The following is a 25,258-nucleotide window of genomic DNA, read 5'->3' as shown; positions in this document are numbered from 1 at the left end:
ACCGACCCCGCGGGCATCCGCTTGCGGGGTCAGTCGCCCAGCGGCAGCTTGAAACCGACGTGGGACGCCACGAAGCCGAGCCGTTCGTAGAAGCGTCGGGCATCGGTACGGCTCGCATCGCTCGTCAGCTGCACCAGCGTGGCGCCGAGACGCCGGGACTCCTCGACCGCCCAGGTGATGAGCTCGGTACCGAGGCCCGCGCCGCGCTCGTCCCGGGCGACACGGACACCCTCGATGATCGAGCGGGTGGCACCCCGCCGGGACAGCCCGGGGATGACGCTGAGCTGCAGCGTCCCCACCACGGAGCCGTCCCGTTCTGCGACGACCAGGTGCTGTCCTGGGTCGGCCACCACCCGGTCGTATGCCGCGTCGTACGTCCCCGGGTCGTCCGGCTCCTCGCGTGCCGCGCCGAGCGGGTCGTCGGCGAGCAAGGCCACGATCGCGGCCACGTCGTCACGGGTCGCGGGCCGGATGACCAACGCGCTCATGTGTTCTCGGCGGTGGTCTTGAGCTGCGCGAGACCCCTCTCGAAGTCCGGCCCGACGAGCTTCTCCATCGACCAGAACTTGCTCATGAGGCGCATGACGACGTTCTGCGGGCCGGTCATGGCCCACTCGACATGGGTCCCGTCAGCGGTCGGTGTCAGGGTGAAGTCGACGCGGTTGTGGGCCTTCATCGGAGCCGCGAAGAGGAGGTCGACCGCGACGTGCTGCGGCGCGGACTCGAGGATCTCCATGCGGCCCTCGCCCGCCTTGCTGTTGCCGCGCCAGGCGTAGACGGCACCGACACCGGTGGCGGAACCGGCGTAGGTGCGCTCCATCGCGGGGTCGAGGCCCTCCCACGGAGACCACGCCTGCCACTCGTGGAAGTCGTTGACGAGAGCGTGGACCCGCTCCGGGGGAGCGGCGATCATCGTCTCGCGGCTGATGTGGAAGCTCTTGTCGGCCATGGCCGCATCCTGCCACCGCAACCCTCGGCGGCGTTGCGCGACATGGTGGTCGGCCTCTCGCCTTTCCGGGCCGGTCCCATGAGTCCCACCTGTCCCGCTATCACCTGATCAGTGAGATTTAGGACGATTCGCCGGACGTGTGACGTGAACCTCACTACCTTGAGCCGAAGGATGGCGTGGCGGACACGGCTCGCGCAGGGAACGGGCACACGGCGCGCCCCTCATGGGGAGAATCATGGTGCGCAAGTCGATTCGTCGTGCCCTCGGAGCCGGTCTCACCTCGCTCCTCGTCGTCGTCGGAGCGCTCGCCGGGCAGTCGCCGGCGTATGCCGCTGACCCGGATCCCGGGGTGGACCGTGTCGTCGCGTTGCTCGGCGGGAGCGGAGGCACTCGGAACCTTGCCGCCTGGACCACGGGGCTCGCCGGGGTCGGCGCCCTGGGGAAGCCGATTCCCTTCGTGTCCGCGAGCCCCGGCGGCCTCGCCGGCGTCGACGACCTCGTCGAGAAGGGCGTGGCCACGGCCCTCGCCGGCACGACCACGTGGGCCGACCTCGCGACGTCGGCCGAGCCGGTCTCACTTCCTGCGGGCCGCCAGGGCACGCTCGACGTGTCGGTCGACGACCTCGGCGACGGCAAGCGGGTTCACGTCAACCTCGTCGTGACCCGGACCGCGGCCCAGCAGTCCCTCGCCCTCAGCTCGACGAGCCCGAAGGTCGAGCTGAGCTCGCCGAAGGGCGTCACGGCGACCGTCGAGGCAACGCTGTCGTTGTGGGTCGTCTGGACGGGCCCCACCACCAACCGCGTCTACCTCGCGAGCGATGCGGGACACGCGGCACGCCTGGACGTCGACGTCACTGCACGGCTCTCCGGCGCCGCCAAGGCGGCGGTCGGCATCCTCGGCGTCACGCTGAGCAGCACGGACTTCACCGTCCGGGCTCACGCCTACGCCCGCGTCAACGACCCGAACAACGACGGTGTCCTCGCCTTCGACGCGGCCGGCGTGGGCGACGGTGAGCTCGCCGCCGACGGCTCCCTCGCGGGGCTCGTGTCGGCAGTCCTCGACCCGACCGGCTCACCGTCCGACCCGGGGACCCCGGGCTCCGTGACGGGAACCCTCTCGGTCGCTGCGGACACGAGCGGCCTTGCGGGGGTGAGCTTCCCGAGCAACATCGCCGCTGACGTGTCGGTGGCGTGGCCGAACATCTCCACGGGTGTGCCCACCGTCACGGCCCCGACGCTCGCCGGGCTCGTCGGCAAGTTCCAGAACATGAGCCTGCGCGACCTGGCCGACGGCCTCGCGCAGGTCGCGGTCGCCCTCACCGGCATCCAGCAGGCGAAGTTCGACCCCGACGGGGCCGGACCGCTCCCGACGACCGGAAACCTCGACCTGCCCTTCCTGCGCGGCACCGTGTCCGATGCCGTCAAGGCCAACCAGGTCCTCGTCGACTTCCTCAAGGCCAACGTCGTCCAGCAGCCCGACCCCGACCAGCCGACGCCTCCGGGTTTCGACGCGACGACCGTCGGCAACCCGACGTTCGACTCGCTCCAGGACCTCATCGGCAAGCTCAACGCGGCCGGCATCGGCCTCGACGGCCTCGCCTGGGACCCGACGACGAGCAAGCTCGTCTTCCGGATGCGGATGGTCAAGACCGCGCCGACCACCGGTGTCGCCATGGACGCCGGCAGCGCGCGCACGTCACGTCCCTCGGCGACGTATGCGGCCACCGGGCTGACGCTCGACGACGGCTCCCAGCCATGGCAGGCGAACCAGTGGACCGGCATGCGGGTCATGGCCGGCACGTCCGCGGGCGAGATCGCCTCGAACACGAAGAACGCCCTGACCCTGTCGGGGCCGTGGATCGGTGGGCAGCCCTCTGCCAGCACGCCGTTCGTCATCGTCGGGCCCGAGGCGCAGCTCGGCGCCGTCACCTTCGGTGACCGGCTCACCGACCAGCCCGTCGCCAGTGGTCCTCGCCGCGGCATCCTGCGCGCCAACTCCGCCCAGACCTTCGCCACCGTGAAGCCGTCCTTCGCGGCCGACCTGACGCTCGTGCTCGACCTCCAGGACGCCCGCACCGGCGCCGCCTGCATCGGCTTCGAGGGCAACACCGAGGCCTGCCCGTTCGTGCAGACGACCGGCGCGTTCAAGACCCAGGTCACCTCGTTGCCCCTCGGCGCCGACCGCGTGCTCATCCGCACCGGCAGCCCGCTGCTCACCGCCGACTTCCCGATCGACACCGCCGTCGACTTCACCGCGAACGCCGGCTTCTTCCAGGTGCGCCTCAAGGGCCATCTCGCGGTGTGCAACAGCGCCGCCCCCGCCGACTGCTCGGCTCCCGGCTCCGGCCACATGCTCTCCATCGGCCTCAAGCAGGCCGGTGACGCCCAGCACGACATCCGCCTGCGCCAGCTCTTCGACCAGCTCGTCACGTCGGGCCCGACCGGGCCCAGCCAGGCCGGGGACCTGCTCGACGTCGACGTCAACGTCCGCGCGACCGCAGACCTCAAGGCCTCGATCCCCGAGGCCGACGGCTTCCTGCCCGCCGGCACCGACGTCGGTGTCTCCGCCTCGTGGAACGACCTGACCCGGCTCAGCGGGGCCGACGGCCCGCAGCTCGACGTGAGCCGGCTGGGCCGGATCTTCGCGCTCGACATCAAGCCTGGCTCGCAGGCCGAGCTCTTCGCGATCGTGCTCAAGACCTTGCAGACCCTCGCCGCCCAGCTCGCCGAGGCCCAGCCCGGCGGCGCGTCCGGGATCTACAGCCGCGAGATCCCCGGCACCGGCACCTCGCTGCGCGACCTCATGCAGCGCGACTCCTCCGGTGTCGGCAGCGCCGTCAACTACGGCGCGAACACCATGCAGCACGTCGGCCGCACGTTCGACGCATCCTTCGTCGGACGCACGATCGTCGTCGGCACCCAGGTGGCCGTCGTCGCGTCGGTGTCGGGTGACACCGTCACACTCAGCGAGAACTGGGCGACCAAGCCGGCGGACGACACGGCCTACACCTTCCGCTCGCCGCTCGACGACGCCATCGACATCATGTCGGTGCACCCTCCGCAGAACATGCAGGACCTCGTCGCGTTCCTCGACCAGCGCCTCGGCACGGGAGCGCTCCACTTCCGCTACCTCGACGACGCCGGCACCCCGAGCGTCGTGCTCGACCTCGACTGGAAGCGCGACTACCAGACCAACGCCCCGCTGCGCCTCGACCTCGGTGGCGACCAGTCGCTCGTCTCGGCGGCCGCCACCGGCCAGGGCCTGGTGCACGTCAAGGGCGGCGTCGACGTCGGCCTCGTCGTGCCCCTCGCGCCCGGGACCGGACCCGGGGACGCAGCCTCGCTCAAGGTTCTCGCCGACTCCAAGGTCAGCGTCGCGGCCAACGCGAGCTTCGACGGACGCGTCGCCGGCACGATCGGCCCGCTGACCGTCTCGGCCGGAGACCCCGGCGGTGACGTGGCCAAGCAGGTGTCGCTCAAGGCCGACCTCAGCCTCGACCTCTCCGACGCGAGCGCCACCCCGGACACCCCGGTCAGCTTCTCTACCTTCCTCTCCGGCCTCGACGCCAGCCTCAACGCCTCGAACAGCCCGGTCGACTGCAACGAGGGCCTGACGACGAAGCTCATGGTGTGCGCCAAGGTCCCGCTCTACGCCGTGGTGCCGGGCAGCGCGCCGGCCTCCCTCGGTACGATCGCGCTGCGGCTGCCGGACTCCACGGACCCGGCCGACCTCACCACCCTCTCGGGCACCCTTCCCGCGCCGGACGCCGCCACGAAGCGCTTCGAGGTGCCCGACCTGTCGGCGGCCTTCGCGAGCGCCTTCGCCGACTTCACCCAGATCGGCCCGGGTCTCGACGGCTACCTCGAGAAGATCGAGCAGGCCATGCGCCTCGCGACCTTCGACGGCAAGCTGCCCTTCGTCGGCAAGGACCTCCAGCAGGGCGCCGACTCCATCGGCCGGCTCCGGTCGGAGATCAAGGCCAAGCTCGGCACCGTGCCGGCCAGCCCGGCCGAGGCCCGCACCTACGTCAACGACAAGCTCGCCGAGGCGATCACCGCCTCTGGTCTGGAGAAGACGACGCTCAAGGTCGACTACGAGTGCAAGCTCAAGCTCGAGCCGGCCGGCACACCGACCCTTGCCGCCACGCCGTCCACGACCGGGTCCACCTCCTGGCGCTACGAGGTCGTCGCCAGCCAGGGCGACGGTTCCGGCACCGACGGCGACACCGTCCCGTCGGCCGCGAGTGTCGCGGCGACGACGTCGTGGACGACGCTCGGAAGCGGCAACTCGATCACCGTCTCGTGGTCGGCGGCTGCGGGCGCGACGAAGTACAAGGTGCTGCGCAGCAAGGACGGTGGCGCCTATGAGCTCGTCAAGGTCGTCGACGCGGCCTCCGGCAGCGCGCAGAGCTTCACTGACGACGGCACCGCCACGGCGACGGCATACGCCCCTGTGAGCACGAAGCCGGGCCGCACCGACTGCCCGACGACGAGCATCAACGGGATCACCCTGTCCTTCACCATCAAGGCGGGCACCGTCACCCCCGAGCAGGGCTGCGTCGCGGGCTCCGGCTGCCTCGGCGACGGCAAGAAGCTGCCGCTCGACATCGGCATCCCGGGCCTGGCCCTCAAGGCCGGCGACACCGACGCCATCACCTACGGCGTCGGTCTGCAGCTGCACCTCAAGGCCGGCGTCAACACGACCAAGGGCTTCGTCATCTACACGCACGACGCCTGGCAGGACGGGGCCGCCGCGCCCGAGTTCGGCCTCGGCGCCCGCTTCGACATGCCCGCGTCGATGAAGGCCCAGCTCGCGTTCCTCGACATCGACGTCACGAAGAACGGCACCGCGCCGCTCTTCGCCGGCGCCTTCCTCGTCGACCTCAAGTCCCGCGACACGACCGAGTCCGACGGCTCGGTCCTGACGGTCGCCGACATCGGTGACGGGGACGCGTCGTCGCTCTTCGGCATCTCACTGACGGCCAGGATCAAAGCCGACTGGATCGTCAAGGCGTCGGTCGACTCGGTGCTTCCCGGTGTCCAGGCGAACTTCGTCATGGTCTGGGAGTTCACGAACCAGGACCTCAAGCACCTCGGCGCACCGTCCATCGAGTTCAAGGACGTCGCCATCGACGCGGGGGGCTTCCTGTCCAACCTGCTCGGGCCGGTGCTCAAGAAGGTCAAGTCCGTGACGGGCCCGCTCCAGCCCGTGCTCGACACGCTCTACGCCCCGATCCCCGTCCTGTCCGACCTCAGCCGGATGGCTGGTGGCGGCGACGTGAGCCTCATGACGCTGGCCAAGACGTTCAACACCCTGGCCGGCGGCCCGAAGCTCGACTTCGTCGACAAGATCGCCGCGCTGACGACGCTCCTCAACAACCTGCCCGACTGCGGCGGCGGGGGACCGTCGTGCCTCATCCCGATCGGCAGCTTCACCGTGAGCGGTGACAAGGCCCTCGACACCGACGTCTCCCCGACGAGCAGCCTCGCCCCGGGCACGGCGGCCTCGCTCATCAAGACCGCGAGCGCGGCCAGCCCGGACACCGTCAAGTCCGCCCTCAACAGCAAGGGCGGCAAGGGCAACGTCTTCGGTGCCGGCGGCGCCGCCGGCAGCGCCAGCAAGTCCGGCTTCACCTTCCCCATCCTCGACAACCCGTCGTCGGTCTTCAGCCTCCTCATGGGCAGCGACGTCTCGCTCGTCGAGTTCGACAGCGGCCCGCTGACCCTCGGCTTCACGTGGCGCCAGTCGTTCGGTCCCGTCTACGCCCCACCGCCGGTCATGGTGACGCTGTCGGGATCCGCGTCGGTGACCCTGCGCTTCATGGCCGGACTCGACACCGCCGGGATCCGGTATGCCGTCGAGGCAGCCCAGAAGGGCGCCCCCGTCGACGCCGTCAAGCTCCTCGACGGTCTCTACTTCAAGACGACGGACTCCGAGGGCCGGCCCGTGCCGGTCGTCCAGCTCGACGGCGAGATCGCCGCGGGTGCCGCGGTCACGGCCGTCATCATCACCGTCGGCATCGAGGGCGGGCTGCACCTGACCATCGGCTTCCACTGGAACGACCCCAACAACGACGGGAAGTTCCGCGTCAGCGAGTTCCTCCACACGGCGGTCAACAACCCGCTGTGCCTCTTCACGACGACCGGGCGCCTCAGCCTCTTCCTGCGCCTCTACGTGACCATCGGGTTCTCACCCTTCAGCGTGTCCTTCTCGATCAACCTCGCGGACATCACGCTGCTCGACTTCACGGCGCAACCCAACTGCACCCCACCACCGCCGCGGCTCGGTGGCACCTCGGGCAAGACCCTCACGGTCTTCGCCGGACGCTTCGGCACCGACGCCGAGCGAGGCACCCCGTGGGGCAACACCGGCGCCACCGAGGCGGACGTCGTCAAGGTGACGGCGCTGCACTTCGCCCAGACGGAGACCGACCCCGCCGGCACCGACGCGGGCTTCGACGGCTTCGCGATCCAGATGCTCGGCGAGCGCCGTGAGTACCTCGACCCCACGCTCGAGAAGGTCGTCGTCGACGGCCGTGGCTCGTCGACACCGCTCGTCGTCAGCTTCGTCGGCGACGGCAAGAAGGACTCCAACCCGTCGTCGGCGGGCGGCGCGGGAGACCTCAGGACCTTCGACAAGGACGCCGTCGTCTTCGGCACCCCCGGCAAGGACCAGATCCAGACCGGGACGGGGAACTCCTGGGTCGACGCCGGCGGCGGTGACGACCGCATCGTCACCGCGGACCTTCCCGGCTCGGTCGCACGCGTGGCCGGCGGGGAGGGCGACGACGCCATCACGACCGGACAGGGCGACGACTTCGTCACGGGCGACGGGAGCCTGCCCTCGCCCACCAAGGCCTTCTCCGCGACGCTCAACGACGTCGACGACGCCAACTGGCCGGGCAAGACCCCCGTCAGCCTCGGCGACCTCGTCGACCCGGACCAGCTCAGTGTCGACCCGACGACGCGGCCGCAGGCCGACGGCGGAGCTGACACCATCAGCGTCGGCCTCGGCCGCAACCGGGTCGACGCCGGCCCCGGCGACGACAAGGTCGGCGTCGCCGCCGACCGGCTCGACGGCTCGGGTGCGACCATCCGCTCGAAGGGCAACACGCTCATCGGCGGCCGGGGCAGCGACTCCATCACGGGTGGCACGGGACCCGACACGATCTTCGCGTCGACCGAGACGACCTTCGGCGTCGACGCGTCGGGACCTGCCGACACGCTCACGACGCCGTCCGGGCAGCCGACGGTCCCCAACGTCATCGAGACGGGGTCGGGCAACGACGTCGTCTACGGCAGCCGGGAGGAGGATGTCGTGACGAGCCACTCGGCCACGTCCGAGCACGCGCGCATCCTCGGTGGCGGCGGTGAGGACGCGCTCGTGGGCGGCTACGGCTCCGACGCGATCTATGGCGGCCCCGGGGACGACTACGTCGTGGCCGAGCCGAGCAAGGTGGGTGGACTGAGGTCCACCGAGACGATCGAGGGCGTGACCTTCGGCCACACCCGGGACATCGAGCACCTGCCGCTGCCCGATGGGACCGCGCCCTCGCCCAAGACCCTCGTCGGTGGCCGTGGCAGCGACCACGTCGTCGGCGGTGACGGGCCGTCCACGATCTTCGGTGACACGCTGCGCGACGCCGCGACCGTGACGTCGGCCTCCGACGAGACCTGTCGTGCGGGCTCGCCCGTCGCGTCCGACCCGGTGCCCGAGGGCACGTCGGGCGGCAGCGACCCGAGCGCCGACGACGGGCCCGACCTCATCACGGGCGGGGCCGGTGTCGACACCGTCTCCGCCGGCGGCGGCGCCGACCGGGTCGACACCCGAGGCGGCGACGACCTCGTCTGCGGCCAGCAGGGCAACGACGTCCTCTTCGGGGGCGACGGGTCCGACTCCGTCTGGGGCGGCACCGGGCAGGACCGCGGCTACGGAGGCGCGGGACTCGACCGGATCTTCGGCAACGCCGGGGCCGACGTCCTCTACGGCCAGGACGCCGCGGACGTCATCGAGGGCAACGACGGTGCCGACTGGGCCAGCGGCGGCGACGGGGACGACCTCGTCTACGGCGGCAGCCGCGCGTCCGGGCGCACCGACAAGGACCCGGCCGACGCGGGTGACATCCTCTCCGGTGACACCGGCGACGACATCCTCATCGGCGACAACGGCACGGTCGACGACCCGTCGTCGTCCGCCGATGCGGCGGCCATCCCCTTCGACCTCGCCGGGACGTCAGTCGACGCCGGTCGCGGCGACCAGGTCTTCGGAGGGTCCGGCGACGACACGGCATACGGCGGCCTCGGAGACGACCGCGTCAACGGCGGCGACGACGCCGACCACCTCGAGGGCAACAACGGCTCCGACGTGGTCCACGGAGACCGCGGCGAGGACGAGGTCGTCGGTGGCTCCTTCCAGCAGGCGAGCCCGGGCGTCGGTCGACCGGATGCCGGCGACGTGCTCTACGGCGACGCCGGTCCCGACATCGTCACCGGCGACAACGCCGTCGTGACGTCCGGGGTCAGCCCGGCCGACTCGACCCCGGTCACGCGGATGCGTGGCTTCGCGGCCACGCACCGCATCACGCTCCTCGACCTCGGCGCCGGCCCGGTGCTCGCCAACTCGGGGGCCGACCAGGTCTTCGGCGGCGACGACCAGGACGTCGTGTTCGGCCAGCGCGGCACCGACCGCCTCAAGGGCGACGCCGGCGACGACTACGTCGAGGGCGGCCCGGACGTCGACTGGGTCGAGGGCGACCTCGGCGACGACGACCTCGTCGGCGGCAGCTCGACGCCGGCGGGTGGGTCGGGCGCCACGACGGCCGGCCAGCCCGACACCGACGACGCCGTCTTCGGCGGCCCCGGCGACGACGTCGTGCTCGGCGACAACGGTCAGGTGCTTCGCCCGGTCCCGGGTCAGGCACCCACCTCGGTGACGGTGCGTCTCGGCAGCACGCCGGGCGCCGCGATGACGCCCCGCGTCGTCCAGCCGTACGACCTGTCGGCGGGAGCGGGCTTCCTCTCGACGCCGTCCGCGACGCTCTACGGCTTCGACCGCCTCTCCGGCGGTGACGGGGTCGACGTGCTCGAGGGGCAGGACGGCAACGACGTCATCACCGGTGACGCCGGGGCCGACCACGTGCAGGGCAACGGCGGAGCCGACGCGCTCTTCGGTGACCTGCCGTTCGGCACGGCCTCCCCGCACGGGACGGCGGCGACGGCGCTGAACGCCGCGTGGCCCGGGTCGGCCAGCCCGACCTCGCTGCTCCGGGGCACGAGCGTGGCAGCGGGTCAGGACGACATCGTCGGCGGAACGCCGACGCCCGGCTTCCGTGACGGTGCGGACGTCATCGAGGGCAACGGGGGCGACGACGTCGTCCTCGGCGACAACGGCTCCCTCCTGCGCACGCTCGTCGGCTCCGCGGGGGCCCGGTCGGAGAAGGCGTATGCCGACCGCTACCCGGACGGGCCCCTCCCGGCCGACGCGACCGCGTCGCGCACCCACGACCCGGCGCTGCCGGGGCCGAGCACCCGCTTCTGCACGACGGCGCAGTCGACGTGCGAGGTGGTCGGTGCCTTCGGCGCCGACGTCATCTGGGGTGACGACGGGAACGACGGCATCTGGGGCCAGGACGGTGACGACACCGTCTCCGGCGGTGCCGGCGACGACGACCTCTACGGCGAGCTCGGCAACGACCGCCTCACCGGCGACAGCGGTCGGGACGCCATCGTCGGCGATCGCGGCGGCATCGTGAACCAGTACCTCAGCGCGGGTGACAGCCCGGCCGCGTTCACGAGCTCGCTCAACAGCCCGCCCAAGGAGAGCTTCGCCGGCTTCCCGCGGACGGCGTACGACCGCCGGGTCGACCTGCTCCACGACGTCGACGGCGACCAGTGGGTCGGCTCCTCGACCGACACGCCCATGCCGCACAACGGCATGGACGAGGGTGGGCGCGACCTCATCAGGGGCGGCACGGACGACGACACCATCCACGCCGGCTACGGCGACGACGTCGCCAACGGCGACAGCGGCGGCGACGACGTCTTCGGCGACGACGGCGAGGACGTGCTGTGGGGCGGCCGGGGCTGCGACGCGGCCCTCGACGGCAACACCCCCGACTGCCGCACGGCCGGGGCGTTCGACCCGACGTCGCGTGGCACCGGCGACCGGTTCGTCGACCACGTCTTCGGTGGTGCGGGCGAGTCCGACCCGGCGAAGCAGGACGTCCTCGGCTCCGACCTGCTCGACCTGCGTCCGCGCGGCACCTACACGCCGGGCACCGGCTGCACGCTCGGTGACTGGCCGCTGACGTCGGGCACGAAGAAGGCAGTCACGACGGTCGACCCGTGCCTGTGGTTCGAGATGACCGGGACCGACGACGCCGATCCCGCCAATGACAACCACCACCAGGGCACCGACTGGATCTACGGCGGCTGGGACCGCGACGTCATGCAGGGCGACGTGACGGCCAACGGCCCGAACGCCGGCGACCGGCTCATCGACTGGAACGGCGCCTACAACCTGTTCTCGCACTGCAACGCGGCCTACGGCGGCTTCAACGACGTCCGTCAGCACTCTCCCGCGATGCAGGACTTCCTGCAGCAGCTGGCCTGGGCCACGAGCGCCGGCCGGTCGGCCACCGACGTGACGACGACAGGGACGTCGGCCTTCCGCGAGCTCGCGCTCGTCCACCCGGGCGAGACCGAGCACGGGGCGGGAGCGGCCTACCCGGGCACGCCCGGTCACTTCGACGAGACGGCCTGCACGCCCTGACAGCCCGCCACCACGCACGGACGCCCCCACCCGACCCGGGTGGGGGCGTCCGTCGTGAACCGGAGCGGGTCAGGCCGGCGGGGCGATGTCCTGCTGTGCGGGCAGCTGGTCCTGCCGCACGATGCCCACCGGGCACGTCATGCCGTTGGGGCCGTGGTTGCAGTAGCCGCCGGGGTTCTTGTGCAGGTAGCCCTGGTGGTAGTCCTCGGCGAGGTAGAAGGGGCCGGCGTCGTCCGCGGAACGGATCTCCGTCGTGATCTGCCCGTAGCCGTTGTCGTCCAGCACCTTCTGGAACGCCTCGCGGGTCGCCTCGGCCGCGAGCCGCTGCCCCTCGGTCGTCCAGTAGATCGCCGAGCGGTAGGCCGTGCCGACGTCGTTGCCCTGACGGTTCTCCGTCGTCGGGTCGTGGTTCTCCCAGAAGGCCTTGAGCAGCAGCTCGGGCGAGGTCTTCTCGGGGTCGTAGACGACCCGGACGGTCTCGGCGTGCCCGGTGCGACCGGTGCACGTCTCCTCGTACGTCGGGTTGGGCGTGTAGCCACCCATGTAGCCCGCCGCCGTCGAGACGACGCCGTCCTGCTTCCAGAAGATCCGCTCGACGCCCCAGAAGCAGCCCATCGCGACGTAGAGCACCTCGGAGCCGTCGGGCCACGGGCCCTCGAGCGGGGTGCCGAGCACGACGTGGGTGGGGTTCACGGCATACGGGCGGTCCGCGCGACCCGGGAGGGCCTCGTCGCGGCTGGGCATCTGGGACTTCCTACCGAATCCGAACACCATGCCAGTGTCACATCCTTCGTGCTGGGAGCGTCTTACGTCCCTGTAACGTCCGCGACCCCCTGCGTATGCCGGGTGGCGCGGTCCGGACAAATCGCTCGCCCCGCGCGGGGCGGGCCCGACAGACTGCCCGAATGAGCGACGACCTCGAGATCCGGCCGATCGACCTGCTCGACCCCGCCCAGGAGCCTGCAGGCCGGGCCTGGATCGCCGTCCACGCGGCGGTCCAGCACGACCTGTTCGGTCCCCGGGGGAGTGCGTGGACGCTCGAGGAGATCCAGGGGTTCGTGCGCGGCGCGGACAAGAAGCGGGTGGCGCTCGCAGCCTGGTGCGGCGGACGCCTCGTCGGTGCGCTCGAGGTGCACATTCCCCTGCGCGACAACCAGCACGCGGCGATGCTGTGGCTCTCGGTGCTGCCCTCGAGCCGCGGGCGCGGCGTCGGGTCCCGACTGCTCTCGGAGGGCGAGCGGGTCGCGGCCGAGCACGGGCGGACCAGCCTCATGGGCGAGACGGAGTGGGCCGAGGGTGGGGTCGACGTCGCGGAGGGCTTCGCGACGTCGCGCGGCTTCGTCGTGGCGCAGACGGTGCTCCGGAGCGAGCAGGTGCTGCCCGCGGACGTGGGAGCCCTGCAGTCCGCGGTCCGGGCTCCGGGTGCCGAGGACTACGCCTTCGAGTCCTACGTCGACGACATGCCGGAGCACTGGCTCGACGACCGTGCCGTGCTCCAGCAGCGGATGAGCACCGACGCCCCGGCCGACGACCTCGACATCGGCGAGGAGGACTGGGATGCGGACCGGTTGCGGGCCAGCAACGCCAGGGCGCGGGCGTCCGGCCGCCGCATCGTCGAGACCGCCGCACGACACGTCCCGTCGGGCCGGCTCGTCGCCTTCACCACGGTGTCCGTGTCGGCCGGAGAGCCGGACCTGGGCTACCAGCAGGACACCCTCGTGCTCAAGGAGCACCGCGGTCACGGCCTCGGTCTGAGGCTCAAGGCGGTCAACGCGCTGCGCCTGATGGACGAGCTGCCGGCGGTGACGGCGGTCCGCACGTGGAACGCCGCCTCCAACGAGCACATGCTCGCCGTCAACCGGCAGCTCGGCTACACCGTCGACGGCTACAGCCGGGAATGGCAGAAGGTCATCAGGAGCGGCGAATGAGCTTGGACATGAAGGAGATCGAGCTCGTTGTCGGCGACCCGACGAGCGAGGCCTGGCTGGAGGTCCACCACGCCGCCAACCGCGGCGTGTGGGGCGCCGCGGCCGAGCGCACGTCCATCGCGGAGATCGTCGACGTCGCGGCGCGCCGGCACGAGGTGCGTCGCTCGTTCCTCGTCACCGAGGAGGGTTCGGACGTCCCGGTCGCGGCGGCCCAGACGATCCGTCGGACCCGCGACAACGTCGGCACCGGAGGCCTCTGGCTCTCGGTCCACCCCGACCACCAGAGGCGGGCCGCCGGGGCGCACCTGCTCGCCCGCTGTGAGGGCGTGCTGCGCGCCGACGGGTGCGTCCGCATCCACGAGCACAGCGGGGCGCCGGTCGAGAACGGCGACGCCGCAACAGGATTCGCCCTCGCCAACGGCTACCGCCAGACCCTCCTCGACCACCGCCAGGACCTCGCCCTGCCGGTGGACGAGGCCGCGCTGACAGCGCTCGACCCGCGACCCGACCCGGCGGCATACATCATCGAGACGTCCGTCGACGGGCTGCCGGAGGAGTGGCTCGAGGACCGCGCGCTGCTGGCCCGTCGGATGAGCACGGACGCCCCGACGGGCGACATCGACCTCGACGAGGAGGACTGGGACGCCGAACGGGTCCGGCAGCAGTGGAACACCCCGAGTCCCATCTGGGGCATCGAGTCGGTCGCGCGCCACGTCCCCACCGGACGTCTCGTCGCCTTCACCGACCTCGTGGTGCGCCCCGGGCAGCCGGACCTCGCGGTCCAGTCGGACACGCTCGTCCTGCGAGAGCACCGAGGTCGGGCACTCGGGCTCGCGGTCAAGCTGGCCAACCTGCGCGGCCTGCAGCGCGAGCGACCCGAGGTCACGACGGTCCGCACGTGGAACGCCGACAGCAACGCGCACATGGTCGCGATCAACGAGCGGCTCGGCTTCGTCGTCACCGGGTGGACCCGCGAGTGGGCCAAGGACCTCTGACGGGCTCGGCCGGCGCCCACCGGACGACGGCCCGGAACCGGCTCGGTCCGCGCGGCGTCGGTGCACTGCAGGGCGCCGGCGGTCGGCGTCGCAGACAGGAGAACCCCATGGTCCGCAACGTCGTCGGCTCCCTCGTCCTCGCAGCCGTGGCGCTGTCCGGCTGCACCTCCTCCCCGGGGGACGCGCAGGGCACGGAGGCGTCCGCGACGGTCGGGTCCGACGCGCAGGCGCAGGCCCTGTGGGCCCACCGGACGGCTTACGTCGGCGACAACTCCAAGGTCATCTCGCTGGTCGACCACGCCGGGTTCGGGGCCACGGGCAGCTATGCGCTCTCGCTGTGGACGACGAGCAAGCCGTATGCCGTGACCATCACCGTGACCGACCCCGCCAAGCCGTTCGAGACGATCGACTTCAGCGCTCCGGCCACGCTGCTGCTCGGCACCGTGACGAACCTCGACGCCGTCCACGTCACCTCCGGGGGCAAGACCTACTCGCTGACGGCGGGGCAGGCGTCGGCCACCCTCGGCCACGACGTCAAGACGCTCGGCACGGATCGTGCGGCGCTCGACCGCTACCTGCGTTCGCTCGCCGACTGAACGCCAGGACTGAACGCCAGGACTGAACGGCAGGACTGGGCGGCGCGACTGGGTGGCACGACTGGGCGGCAGGACGGGGCGGCACGACTGGAGCAGGGCGGGCGAGCCGCGACACGCCGAGCGGGAATGCCTCGGGCGATCGGGCGGTTGGCAGGCGGTGGACGCCCTCGCCGGATTATGCCCATCCCAAGGTGGGCTTATAGGTTGACGGTCGTCCGCAGCTCGCGACCGATCCACCACCCCACCAGGAAGTGCCCACCATGCGTTCGAGGTCCGTCCTCACCGTCCTGATCACCACCCTTCTGACCGCCGTCCTCGCCGCGTGCAGCACCACCGGTTCGAGCGGTGGGTCCGAACTGCAGGCGGTCAAGGACGCCGGCGTGCTCAAGGTCGGCACCGAGGGGACCTACTCGCCCTTCTCCTTCCACGACCCTAAGACGAACGCCCTGACCGGCTACGACGTCGAGGTGGCCAAGGCCGTCGCCGACAAGCTCGGGGTCAAGGTCGAGTATGTCGAGACGCCGTGGGACTCGATCTTCGCCGGCCTGGCCGCCGACCGTTTCGACGTCGTGGTCAACCAGGTGACGAAGAACCCCGAGCGCGCGGGCCTCTACGGCCTCAGCTCGACCTACACGTGGTCCGAGGGCGTCGTCGCTGCGCGCGCCGACGACGCCTCGATCACCTCGCTCGCCTCTCTCAAGGGCAAGAAGTCGGCGCAGAGCCTGACGAGCAACTGGACCAAGGTCGCCAAGGACGCCGGTGCCCAGGTCGAGTCCGTCGAGGGCTTCACCCAGGCCATCACGCTGCTCAAGCAGTCCCGCGTCGACGCGACCGTCAACGACAGCCTCGCGGTGCTCGAGTACCTCAAGTCGACCGGCGACCAGACCGTCAAGATCGCAGCCAAGACCGGCGACGTCTCCGAGCAGGTCGTCGCGACCCGCAAGGGCTCTGACCTCGTCGCAGCCATCGACAAGGCGCTCGCCGACCTCGAGGCGGACGGCACCCTGGCCAAGATCTCGAAGAAGTACTTCTCGGCCGACGTCTCGAAGCAGCCGGCTGCCTCTGCCACCTCGTGAACGAACAGACCGTCACGCTGATCCTCGACTCGCTGGGGCCGCTGCTGCGCGCCACGGTGACGACCACGATCCCGCTGACCCTGATCAGCTTCGTCCTCGGCCTGGTCCTCGCGCTCGGTGTCGCGCTCATGCGGCTGTCGTCGGTGCGGGTGGTCTCCGGCCTGGCGAGGCTCTACATCTCGGTCATCCGCGGCACGCCCCTGCTGCTCCAGCTCTTCATCATCTTCTACGGCCTCCCCGCCCTGGGGGTGCGGTTCGAACCCTTCCCGGCGGCGGTCCTCGCCTTCACGCTCAACGTGGGCGGCTATGCCGCAGAGGTGATCCGGTCGGCGATCCTGTCCATCCCGAAGGGGCAGTGGGAGGCGGCCTCGACGGTCGGCATGGGCTACGTCACGACCCTGCGCCGGGTCGTCCTGCCTCAGGCCGCGCGCACGGCGATCCCGCCGCTGTCCAACACCCTCATCTCCCTCGTCAAGGACACCTCGCTGGCCTCGACCATCCAGGTCACCGAGCTGCTTCGAGTGGCCCAGGAGGCCGCCGCACCGACCTTCCAGTTCTTCGCGCTCTACGGCGTCGCCGCCATCTACTACTGGGTCGTGTGCCTCGTGCTGTCCTTCGGGCAGTCCCGCCTCGAGGAACGACAGAACAGGTACGTCGCAGCATGACCGAGACAACGAAACCCTCTGCGCCCGAGAGTGACCCGCTGGTGTCGGTCTCCGGCCTCGCGAAGTCCTTCGGCGAGCACGAGGTGCTGCGGTCGGTCGACTTCGACGTGGCGCCGGGCAGCGTCACCGTCCTCATCGGGCCCTCCGGCTCGGGCAAGACGACCGTCCTGCGCTCCCTCAACGCGCTCGACGTGGCCGACGCGGGCGTCGTCCGCATCGGCGACGTCGAGGTCGACTTCGCCCAGCGCCCGGTGACGAAGCGCCAGGTCGCGAGCCTGCGTGCCCAGAGCGGCATGGTCTTCCAGGCCCACCACCTCTTCCCGCACCTGACGGTCCTCGAGAACGTCACGGCCGGGCCGGTCCTGGCACAGCGCCGCGACCGTGCGGCGGTCGACGAGGAGGCGCGTGACCTGCTGCGTCTCGTCGGGCTCGAGGAGAAGGCGCACGCCTACCCCTTCCAGCTCTCCGGCGGTCAGCAGCAGCGCGTCGGAATCGCGCGGGCGCTCGCGATCCGGCCCAAGCTCATGCTCTTCGACGAGCCCACCTCGGCGCTCGACCCCGAGCTCGTCGGCGAGGTGCTCCTCGTCATGAAAGACCTTGCGGCACAGGGGTGGACGATGGTCGTCGTCACCCACGAGATCCGTTTCGCCCAGCAGGTCGCCGACCAGGTGCTCTTCATGGACGGTGGCGTCATCGTCGAGCGAGGCACGCCGGACGAGGTGCTGACCCGGCCGCGCACGGAGCGTGCACGCCAGTTCCTCCACCGCATCCTCGACCCGCTGGACTGAGCGCCGCTGCGCCGCTGGGTTGTCGCGCTGCACGGCAACCGAGGGCGTATGCCGTCCGCCCGCCTCACGCGAGCAGGCCGGCCCGGTCGAGCGCGCGCTCGACGACGGTCGCCATGTCGGCGTAGCCGCGGTCGTTCGGGTGGAACTTGTCCGAGGCGAGGCGCCCCCGCCACGACCGCGGTGCGTCGCGCCGCATGTCGACGAGGACGAGCCGGCCGGCGTCGGCCCGTTCGCGCAGCATCGCGTCGACGGTGCGCGCTTCACGGTGCGGGTTGGGGAGGTTGGACACGAGTGTCCCCTCGGGCAGCCGGTCGAGCAGCTCGGTGAACCGCCCGACGAGGCCGCGTCGGTGCTTGCGGACCACGACGTCGTTGGAGCCGATGACGACCGTGACGAGGGCCGCAGGCCGGGCGTCCGCGGTCAGGGCCTCGAGCGTGGGCAGCTGACGGTCGAGGACGTCCTCGACGCGGGCGCCGTTGACGCCGAGGTTGACGAGGCGGTGGTCCCAGCCGCGGGCGACGAGCCGCTCGCTCAGCTGCCCGACCCACCCGCGGTCAGGAGCGCTCGCGCCGATGCCCTGTGTCATCGAGTCACCGAGCGCGACCCACAGCGGCCCCGCCCCCGCGGCGGCCACGCGGTTGTGGGACTCCCACCACACGGCATACGGAAGCACCTGCTCCTGGACCGCGCGGACGCCCGGGAAGGCGGCTGACAGGGCCGAGAGCACCGGACCGCGCGGCCGCTCGCTGCGGTTGCTGTAGTCGAAGTCCGGGGCCACGAGGGCAGCATCTCAGACGACCCCGCCAACGCCTCGGGCCGCGGTGGGCCGCGTCGTCGCAGGGCATAGGCTCGGACCCATGTCTGACGAGCACGGTTTCTCCACACGCGCCATCCACGCCGGCCAGGAGGCCGACGAGCTCACGGGTGCGGTGGTGCCCCCGATCTACCAGGTCTCGACCTACAAGCAGGACGGCATCGGCGGCTTCCGCAACGGATACGAGTACAGCCGGTCGGCCAACCCGACCCGCAACGCGCTCGAGGAGTGCATCGCGGCGCTCGAGGGCGGCAGCCGCGGCTTCGCCTTCGCGTCCGGACTCGCCGGCCAGGACACCGTGGCCCGCGCGCTGCTCGTGCCGGGTGACCACGTCGTCGTGCCCAACGACGCCTACGGCGGCACCTACCGCTACTTCAACAAGGTCGCCAAGCCGCAGGGTGTCGAGCACTCCATCGCCGACATGGGTGACGTCGAGGCCGTCCGCGCCGCGATCCGCCCGGGTCGGACGAAGATGGTCTGGGTCGAGACGCCGACCAACCCGCTGCTGGGCATCGCCGACATCGAGGCCATCGCGGGCATCGCCCACGAGGCCGGCGCGGTGCTCGTCGTCGACAACACCTTCGCCACGGCCTACCTCCAGAGCCCTATCGCGCTCGGCGCCGACATCGTCACGCACTCGACGACGAAGTACTCCGGGGGTCACAGCGACGTGGTCGGCGGGGCCGTCGTCACGGCCAGGACCATCACCGTGCCCGGCTTCGAGGACGCCGAGGACCGGATCGCCTTCCACCAGAACAGCATCGGCGGTGTCGCCGGGCCGTTCGACTCGTGGCTGACCCTGCGCGGCCTCAAGACGCTCGCGATCCGCATGGAGCGCCACTGCGACAACGCCGAGAAGGTCGTCGAGTTCCTCCAGGGCCACGACGGCGTCTCACAGGTCCTCTACCCAGGGCTGCCCGGCCACGCGAACCACGAGGTCGCCGCGCGGCAGATGAAGCGGTTCGGCGGCATGGTGAGCTTCCGCCTGCGCCGCGGCGAGGACGCCGCCGTCAAGACGTGCGCGGCCGTCAGCCTCTGGACGCTCGGCGAGTCGCTCGGCGGCGTCGAGTCGCTCATCGAGCACCCGGGCCGCATGACGCACGCGAGCGTCGCCGGCACCGAGCTCGAGGTGCCGAGCGACCTCATCCGGCTGTCCGTCGGCATCGAGGACGTCGGCGACCTCATCGACGACCTGCGCGAGGCGCTCGACATCCACGGCTGAGCCGCCCGAGCCCACCACCTCGCATGACGATCCTTGCGGTCGACTTCGGGTCGACGTTCACCAAGGGCGCCCTGGTCGCCGACGACGGCACCGTGCTGGGCACGGCGTCGACGCCGACGACCGGCACCCGGAGGCGGGGCGACATCCTCGACGGCTACCGGGCGCTGCGCGCCGAGCTGCGCGTGCCCGACGACGCCGTCGTGCGGGCCTGCTCGAGCGCGGGTGGTGGGCTTCGGCTCGCTGTCGTCGGCTACGAGCGCACCGTCACGGCCCAGGCGGGCCACCGGGTCGGGCTGTCGGCCGGGGCGAAGGTCGTGCACGTCGCGGCCGGTGAGCTGACGGCGGCCGACGTCGCCGGCATCCGCGCGTCGCGCCCGGACCTCATCCTGCTCGTCGGCGGCACCGACGGCGGCAACCGCAACGTCCTGCTGCACAACGCCGCCCGGCTCGCCAAGGGCGCCATCGGCGGCCATGGTGCGCACGCCGTCCCCGTCGTCGTGGCCGGCAACGTCGAGGCGCGTGACGAGGCGGCAGCGGTGCTCGCGACGGCCGGCCGGCCGACGGTCCTCGCCGACAACGTGCTGCCCGAGATCGGGGTCATCGCGCCGGACTCGGCGCGGGCCGCGATCCGTGAGGCCTTCCTGCGCCACGTCATCGGCGGCAAGGGCCTGTCGCGCGACCCCGCCTTCGCCGCGATGGTCGAGGCGGCGACGCCCGACGTCGTGCTGCGGGGCGTCGAGGTGCTGGCGTCGGTGACCGGCAGCGACGTGCTCGTCGTCGACGTCGGTGGCGCCACGACCGACGTCTACTCGTGCCTGACGCCGGAGGGCGAGGACGCGGGCCTGCGCAAGGACGTCGTCGCGCCCCTGTGGCACGCCCGGACCGTCGAGGGCGACCTCGGCCTGCGCTGGAACGCCGAGCACGTCCTCGAGGCGGCCGCGACCGAGCACCTGCTCGACACCGTCACCGATGCCGACGCACTGACGGCATATGCCGCCCGCGTCCACGAGCAGCCGGGCTCGCTACCCGTCGACGATCTCGAGCGCGCCCTCGATCTCGAGCTGGCCCGGCTCGCCGCGCTCGTGGCCGTGCGCCGGCACGCACGGCCGGCCCTGCCGACCGAGTCGGCCCGTCCGCTCGCGAACGTCACGGTGCTGGTCGGGTCCGGGGGAGTGCTCCGCCACGCCCAGGCCGCCGGTCGGGAGCGCGTGCTCGGCGCCGTCCTCGCCGACCACGCCGGCGGCTGGAAGGTGCCCCGCGCCGCGCGCGCGACGGTCGACACGGCATACCTCCTCTTCACAGCAGGCCTCCTCGCCGACGACCCGGCCCACCCCGACCTCGCCCTGGCCCTGGCCCGCACCATCACCCCCTGAACCGTCGAGAGGCCACGTCTGGCCCCTCCTTCACCGTCGAGAGGCCACGTCTGGCCCTCGGAATGCCGCCGTCCACACCCCCGCGGCACGGATCGCCGGCGTCCACAGGACGTCGTGGTCCTCTGGTCCCGAGGACGCGTGCGGCAGATCGTGCGTGCATGCAACCGCCACCGCTGCCCCTTGACCTCGGTGTTCGTCCGTTCCGTACGTCGGAGGGCCTCGCCGCCGGCGTCTCCCGCAAGCGCATGCGCGGTCAGGACCTCTGGACCCCGACCCACGGCGTCCGCATCTCGTCCCTGCCCACGACCGCCGTCGAGCGTGCCCGTGCCTTTGCCGTCGCGGCTCCGGCGGACTTCGCGTTCTCCCATGTGACGGCCGCCCAGCTGCTCGGCATCCCGCTGCCGTATGCCGCCGAGGACGACTGCCTGATCCACATCGTCACGCCTACGGCAGCCAACCGCATCCGGCGACCGGAGGTGTGTGGACACCGAGGGCTGGAGACGCGTGAGGTCGTGGAGATCGAGGGCCTCCCGGTCGTGGCCCCTGCCGACACCTGGGCCGACCTGGGAGAGCTGGTCGGGGCGGGCCGCCCCGTCGGGCTCGACGACCTCATCGTCGCGGGGGACGCCGTGGCGAACCTCATGGGCGGGACCACGCCGTTGAGCAGGGCGGTCGAACGTCGCGTCCGCCCGCGCGGGAAGGTCACGCTCACGTATGCCATCCCGCGCATCCGTCTGAGGTCGTGGTCCCCGATGGAGACCCGGAGTCGGCTCATGGTCGTCCGGGCAGGGCTTCCGGAGCCGGCCCACAACGCCGACCTCCTCAGTCCCACGGGTTTGTGGCTGGGATGCGGGGACCTGGTCTGGGAGGAGCAGCGAGTCGTCGGGGAGTACCAGGGCGTCGAGTTCCACACCCGGCTCGGGGACCAGGTGCACGACGGGATCAGACGTGGACGTATCGAGCGAGGTGGCTGGACGGTCGTCCAGATCGCGGCGGACGACGTCTTCGAACGGGAGTGCCGCGCGTTCAAGCTCCGTGAGCTCGCTGGGCACCTCGGGGTCAACCCGCACGTGCTCGACCTCATGGGGGCCGAGCCGCAGTTCTTCGCCCCGGCACAGTTCGCCAGGCCGCGGCGTCGCCGCTCCTAGGGCCAGACGTGGCCTCTCGACGGTTCGAGAGGGACCAGACGTGGCCCTTCGACGGTTTGGGAGGGGCCAGACGTGGCCTGTCGACGGTTCGGGAGGGGCCAGACGTGGCCTGTCGACGGTTTGGGAGGGGCCAGACGTGGCCTCTCGACGGTTGAGGGAGGGGAGAGAGACGGAACGAGCCGGGTCACCGACGTTCGTCGATGACCCGGCCCGTTCGTCAGGCGTATGTGGTGCTCAGCCGGTGTAGGGCTTGGCGGCGACGATCTTGACGTCGATCGTCTTGCCGTTGGGCGCCTCGTACGAGGTGCTGTCGCCCACGCTCTTGCCGTTGATGGCAGAGCCCATGGCGGACTTCTCGGAGAAGACCTGCAGGTCGGAGCCGTCGGCGATCTCGCGGTTGCCGAGCAGGAAGGTCTCCTTATCGCCGAAGATCTCGACCGTCACGAGCATGCCGGGCTCGACGACACCGTCGTCGGGCGGCGTCTCACCGATCGTGGCGTCCTGGAGCAGCGCGGTCAGCTGACGGATGCGCGCCTCCATCTTGCCCTGCTCCTCGCGGGCGGCGTGGTAGCCGCCGTTCTCCTTGAGGTCGCCCTCCTCGCGGGCCTCCTCGATCTTGCGTGCGATCTCGAGGCGACCTTCGCCCGTCAGCTGGTCCAGCTCCGCCTTGAGGCGGTCATGGGCCTCCTGGGTCAGGAAGCCAGCGGCAGTCTCGGTCACGGTTGTCACTCCTTGGATGAACAGCGCCCACGCGGTGCTCCGCGTGGGCGCCTGCACAAAAATGAGGGCCCGAACGGGGTTGTCGACAACTCGTATGCCGGTCGGCGACGGGTCCGGACCCTTGATGAAGCATTCAGGATAACAAAATGAGCGGCGAAGGTGCAGTTCACCGAACTTTCGGTCGCGCGCGGCCGCGGATCAGGAGCAGGACTTGACCTGCCCCGTCACGGCCCGCGACGTCGTGCGCAGGGTGGCCGACTCGGTCGTCGTCTCCTCGGCGCTCGCCGCCACCCGCACCGTGCTCGTGCCGACGGGCGCGAAGTCCCGCGCGAGCGCCTCGACCGTGCACGTCATGGCCCGCCCACCGGGCCGGGAGACCTCGAAGTCGACACGCACCTGCTGGTCGCTGACCACCTTGTAGCCGAGGGTCTGCCAGCTCGGCTGGCCGAGCGTCGCCGACAGACCGAACCAGATGGCGAGGCCCACGCCGGCGAGGATGCCGACCGTGCCGACCACCCACCACTTCAGCTGGCCGGGGGCGGGGCGGGGCAGGGTCGGGCGGGACGGCATGCGAAGGTCCTGGCGGTTCGAGCCCGGGCGTCGGGACGCGCGGGGGAGTGAGAGGATGGCGGGCGGGTCCAGTGTCTCCCATGGCACCACGGGAGACGCACCGACCCGGCGCTGGGAGGCCTCAGGACAACACCTGCCACCCGCGCCCCCACCGACACTGCAGACGAACAGGGAGCCACGTGGCCGAGGGCATGCGTTTGATGGCGGTGCACGCGCACCCCGACGACGAGTCGAGCAAGGGCGCCGCGACGACGGCCAAGTACGTCGCCGAGGGCGCCTCCGTCATGGTCGTCTCCTGCACGGGCGGCGAGCGCGGCGACATCCTCAACGAGAAGCTCAAGGACGACCCGCACATCCTGCGGGACATCGCCCAGGTGCGCCGTGACGAGATGAAGGCTGCGCAGGACGTGCTCGGCTGCGAGCACACCTGGCTCGGCTTCGTCGACTCCGGTCTGCCCGAGGGCGACCCGCTGCCGCCGCTTCCGGACGGCTGCTTCGCCCTCGAGGACATCGACGTGACCACCGAGGCGCTCGTGCGGGTCATCCGCACCTGGCGGCCGCACGTCATGACGACCTACGACGAGAAGGGTGGCTACCCCCACCCTGACCACATCATGTGCCACACGGTCTCCATGGCGGCCTTCGAGGCAGCCGGCGACCCGAGCCGCTACCCGCACGCGGGTGAGCCCTGGCAGCCGCTCAAGATCTACTACAACGGCGGCTGGAGCAAGGACCGCCTCGAGGCGATCCACGACGCCATGCTCGCCGAGGGGCTCGAGAGCCCGTATGCCGAGTGGCTGGCCAACTGGAAGCCGCGTCGGTCGGGCCGTCCCACCACGACGATCGCCTGCGCGGACCACTTCGAGACGCGTGACCGGGCGCTCATCGCCCACGCGACGCAGGTCGACCCCGACGGCTTCTGGTTCCAGGTGCCGCTCGCGATCCAGCAGCGCGTCTGGGGCGTCGAGGAGTTCGAGGCGGCCCTGTCTTACGTCGAGATCGCCGACGGCGAGGACGACCTCTTCGCCGGTCTCGGCACCCCTGCCGAGGCCGACGCGTTCGCGACCCGCACCGACCTCGAGCTCGTCCACGACGGCCGCGTCACCGAGGAGCCCGAGCCCGAGGAGGGCGCCCCCGAGTCCGGGCGCGGCCGCGGCGACAGCTCGGACACCCACGCGGACGAGGACGACAGCGAGCGCCCCGCCAGGGCGGGTGCCCGATGAGCGGCGGCGGCAACCTCCCGGTCGGTCCCGGCATCTGGGGCTTCATCGCGTTCTTCGTCCTCGCCATCGCGCTGTGGTTCCTCGTGCGCAACATGAACAACCGGCTGCGGCGGATGGCCTACCGCGACCGTGACCGCGCCGAGGAGTTCGCGGCCAGTGCCGATGCGGACGGCTCGAAGCCGGCTCGCGGCGAGGCCGAGGGTCCGGAGGCCGCTGGTCCGGTGAACGATGGTCGGGCGGCAGACCGTCCGGCCCCAGAGTCCTCGACCTCGGAGGTCCCGCGCGAGCCCGGTGACGACGCCGGCACCACCGGCGAGGGGTCCCGCCCCTGAGACGGTGCCACCCGGCATACGCCCTCGGACATGACGAACGCCCCGGCACGAGGCCGGGGCGTTCGTCATGTCCCGCCGAGAAGCAGGG

General features: G+C 71.5%; 18 protein-coding genes. 12 read left to right on the top strand and 6 right to left on the bottom strand.

All coding sequences use genetic code 11. The annotated features are described in order from the left end of the window. Positions 1-29: 29 nt before the first annotated feature. Both ABD831_RS16175 and ABD831_RS16170 read right to left on the bottom strand, forming a co-directional pair. On the bottom strand, positions 30-488 hold the full coding sequence (locus ABD831_RS16175; protein WP_344948836.1) for a GNAT family N-acetyltransferase: 459 nt from the start codon (positions 486-488) through the stop codon (positions 30-32). Continuing rightward, a complete protein-coding gene (locus tag ABD831_RS16170; RefSeq protein WP_344948833.1) occupies positions 485-949 on the bottom strand; it encodes an SRPBCC family protein in 465 nt (154 codons plus the stop codon). The genes ABD831_RS16175 and ABD831_RS16170 overlap by 4 nt, the downstream gene beginning before the upstream one ends. 235 nt (positions 950-1,184) lie before the next feature. Here ABD831_RS16170 and ABD831_RS16165 point away from each other — a divergent pair, with 235 nt between their 5' ends. After that, a complete protein-coding gene (locus ABD831_RS16165; RefSeq protein WP_344948831.1) occupies positions 1,185-11,720 on the top strand; it encodes a calcium-binding protein in 10,536 nt (3,511 codons plus the stop codon). Positions 11,721-11,789: 69 nt separating this feature from the next. On the opposite strand, the gene msrA is transcribed toward ABD831_RS16165, so the two are convergent. Then, positions 11,790-12,494, bottom strand: a complete 705-nt coding sequence (msrA, locus tag ABD831_RS16160) for a peptide-methionine (S)-S-oxide reductase MsrA (protein ID WP_142178776.1) — start codon at positions 12,492-12,494, stop codon at positions 11,790-11,792. A gap of 131 nt (positions 12,495-12,625) precedes the next feature. Between msrA and ABD831_RS16155 the strand changes: the two genes are divergently transcribed. From ABD831_RS16155 to ABD831_RS16130, 6 genes are all read left to right on the top strand, one after another. Continuing rightward, positions 12,626-13,648 carry a GNAT family N-acetyltransferase gene (locus tag ABD831_RS16155; RefSeq protein ID WP_344948826.1) on the top strand — a complete coding sequence of 341 codons (1,023 nt, stop codon included), beginning with the start codon at positions 12,626-12,628 and terminating at the stop codon, positions 13,646-13,648. Further along, positions 13,645-14,643: a GNAT family N-acetyltransferase gene (locus ABD831_RS16150; protein WP_344948824.1), complete on the top strand. Its 999-nt coding sequence runs from the start codon at positions 13,645-13,647 to the stop codon at positions 14,641-14,643. The genes ABD831_RS16155 and ABD831_RS16150 overlap by 4 nt, the downstream gene beginning before the upstream one ends. 107 nt (positions 14,644-14,750) lie before the next feature. Beyond that, the gene (locus tag ABD831_RS16145; RefSeq protein ID WP_344948822.1) at positions 14,751-15,239 is read left to right on the top strand and encodes a DUF4825 domain-containing protein; all 489 of its coding nucleotides are present in this window, start codon (positions 14,751-14,753) and stop codon (positions 15,237-15,239) included. A 260-nt stretch (positions 15,240-15,499) separates the two neighbouring features. Continuing rightward, a complete protein-coding gene (locus tag ABD831_RS16140; protein WP_344948819.1) occupies positions 15,500-16,315 on the top strand; it encodes an amino acid ABC transporter substrate-binding protein in 816 nt (271 codons plus the stop codon). After that, positions 16,312-16,980: an amino acid ABC transporter permease gene (locus ABD831_RS16135; RefSeq protein ID WP_344948817.1), complete on the top strand. Its 669-nt coding sequence runs from the start codon at positions 16,312-16,314 to the stop codon at positions 16,978-16,980. The genes ABD831_RS16140 and ABD831_RS16135 overlap by 4 nt, the downstream gene beginning before the upstream one ends. Next, positions 16,977-17,768, top strand: coding sequence for an amino acid ABC transporter ATP-binding protein (locus tag ABD831_RS16130; RefSeq protein WP_344948814.1), 792 nt, complete (start codon positions 16,977-16,979; stop codon positions 17,766-17,768). Before ABD831_RS16135 ends, ABD831_RS16130 begins: the two co-directional genes overlap by 4 nt. A 64-nt stretch (positions 17,769-17,832) precedes the next feature. Here ABD831_RS16130 and ABD831_RS16125 read toward each other — a convergent pair whose 3' ends face one another. Further along, entirely contained in the window at positions 17,833-18,546 is a 714-nt protein-coding gene (locus ABD831_RS16125) for an SGNH/GDSL hydrolase family protein (RefSeq protein WP_344948812.1), read from the bottom strand. 79 nt (positions 18,547-18,625) lie between these two features. On the opposite strand from ABD831_RS16125, the gene ABD831_RS16120 reads away from it, so the two are divergent. From ABD831_RS16120 to ABD831_RS16110, 3 genes are all read left to right on the top strand, one after another. Continuing rightward, a complete protein-coding gene (locus ABD831_RS16120; RefSeq protein WP_344948809.1) occupies positions 18,626-19,804 on the top strand; it encodes a cystathionine gamma-synthase in 1,179 nt (392 codons plus the stop codon). Positions 19,805-19,827: 23 nt separating this feature from the next. Further along, positions 19,828-21,177: a glutamate mutase L gene (locus ABD831_RS16115; RefSeq protein ID WP_344948807.1), complete on the top strand. Its 1,350-nt coding sequence runs from the start codon at positions 19,828-19,830 to the stop codon at positions 21,175-21,177. Positions 21,178-21,335: 158 nt separating this feature from the next. Further along, complete coding sequence (locus ABD831_RS16110; protein ID WP_344948804.1) at positions 21,336-22,325, top strand: hypothetical protein; 990 nt, start codon at positions 21,336-21,338, stop codon at positions 22,323-22,325. A gap of 234 nt (positions 22,326-22,559) precedes the next feature. On the opposite strand, the gene greA is transcribed toward ABD831_RS16110, so the two are convergent. Both greA and ABD831_RS16100 read right to left on the bottom strand, forming a co-directional pair. Next, positions 22,560-23,045, bottom strand: a complete 486-nt coding sequence (gene greA, locus ABD831_RS16105) for a transcription elongation factor GreA (RefSeq protein WP_142178765.1) — start codon at positions 23,043-23,045, stop codon at positions 22,560-22,562. Between the two features lie 198 nt (positions 23,046-23,243). Continuing rightward, the gene (locus ABD831_RS16100; RefSeq protein WP_142178764.1) at positions 23,244-23,615 is read right to left on the bottom strand and encodes a DUF4307 domain-containing protein; all 372 of its coding nucleotides are present in this window, start codon (positions 23,613-23,615) and stop codon (positions 23,244-23,246) included. A 200-nt stretch (positions 23,616-23,815) separates the two neighbouring features. Here ABD831_RS16100 and mca point away from each other — a divergent pair, with 200 nt between their 5' ends. Together mca and ABD831_RS16090 are read left to right on the top strand one after the other, a co-directional pair. Further along, positions 23,816-24,838, top strand: coding sequence for a mycothiol conjugate amidase Mca (gene mca / locus ABD831_RS16095; RefSeq protein WP_344949004.1), 1,023 nt, complete (start codon positions 23,816-23,818; stop codon positions 24,836-24,838). After that, positions 24,835-25,170: a hypothetical protein gene (locus ABD831_RS16090; protein WP_344948797.1), complete on the top strand. Its 336-nt coding sequence runs from the start codon at positions 24,835-24,837 to the stop codon at positions 25,168-25,170. The genes mca and ABD831_RS16090 overlap by 4 nt, the downstream gene beginning before the upstream one ends. Positions 25,171-25,258: the final 88 nt, after the last annotated feature.

The organism is Terrabacter ginsenosidimutans (assembly GCF_039539425.1).
Classification (GTDB): domain Bacteria; phylum Actinomycetota; class Actinomycetes; order Actinomycetales; family Dermatophilaceae; genus Terrabacter; species Terrabacter ginsenosidimutans.
The sequence above is the reverse complement of the archived record's forward strand: the minus strand, read 5'-3'. Positions and strand labels throughout refer to the sequence as shown.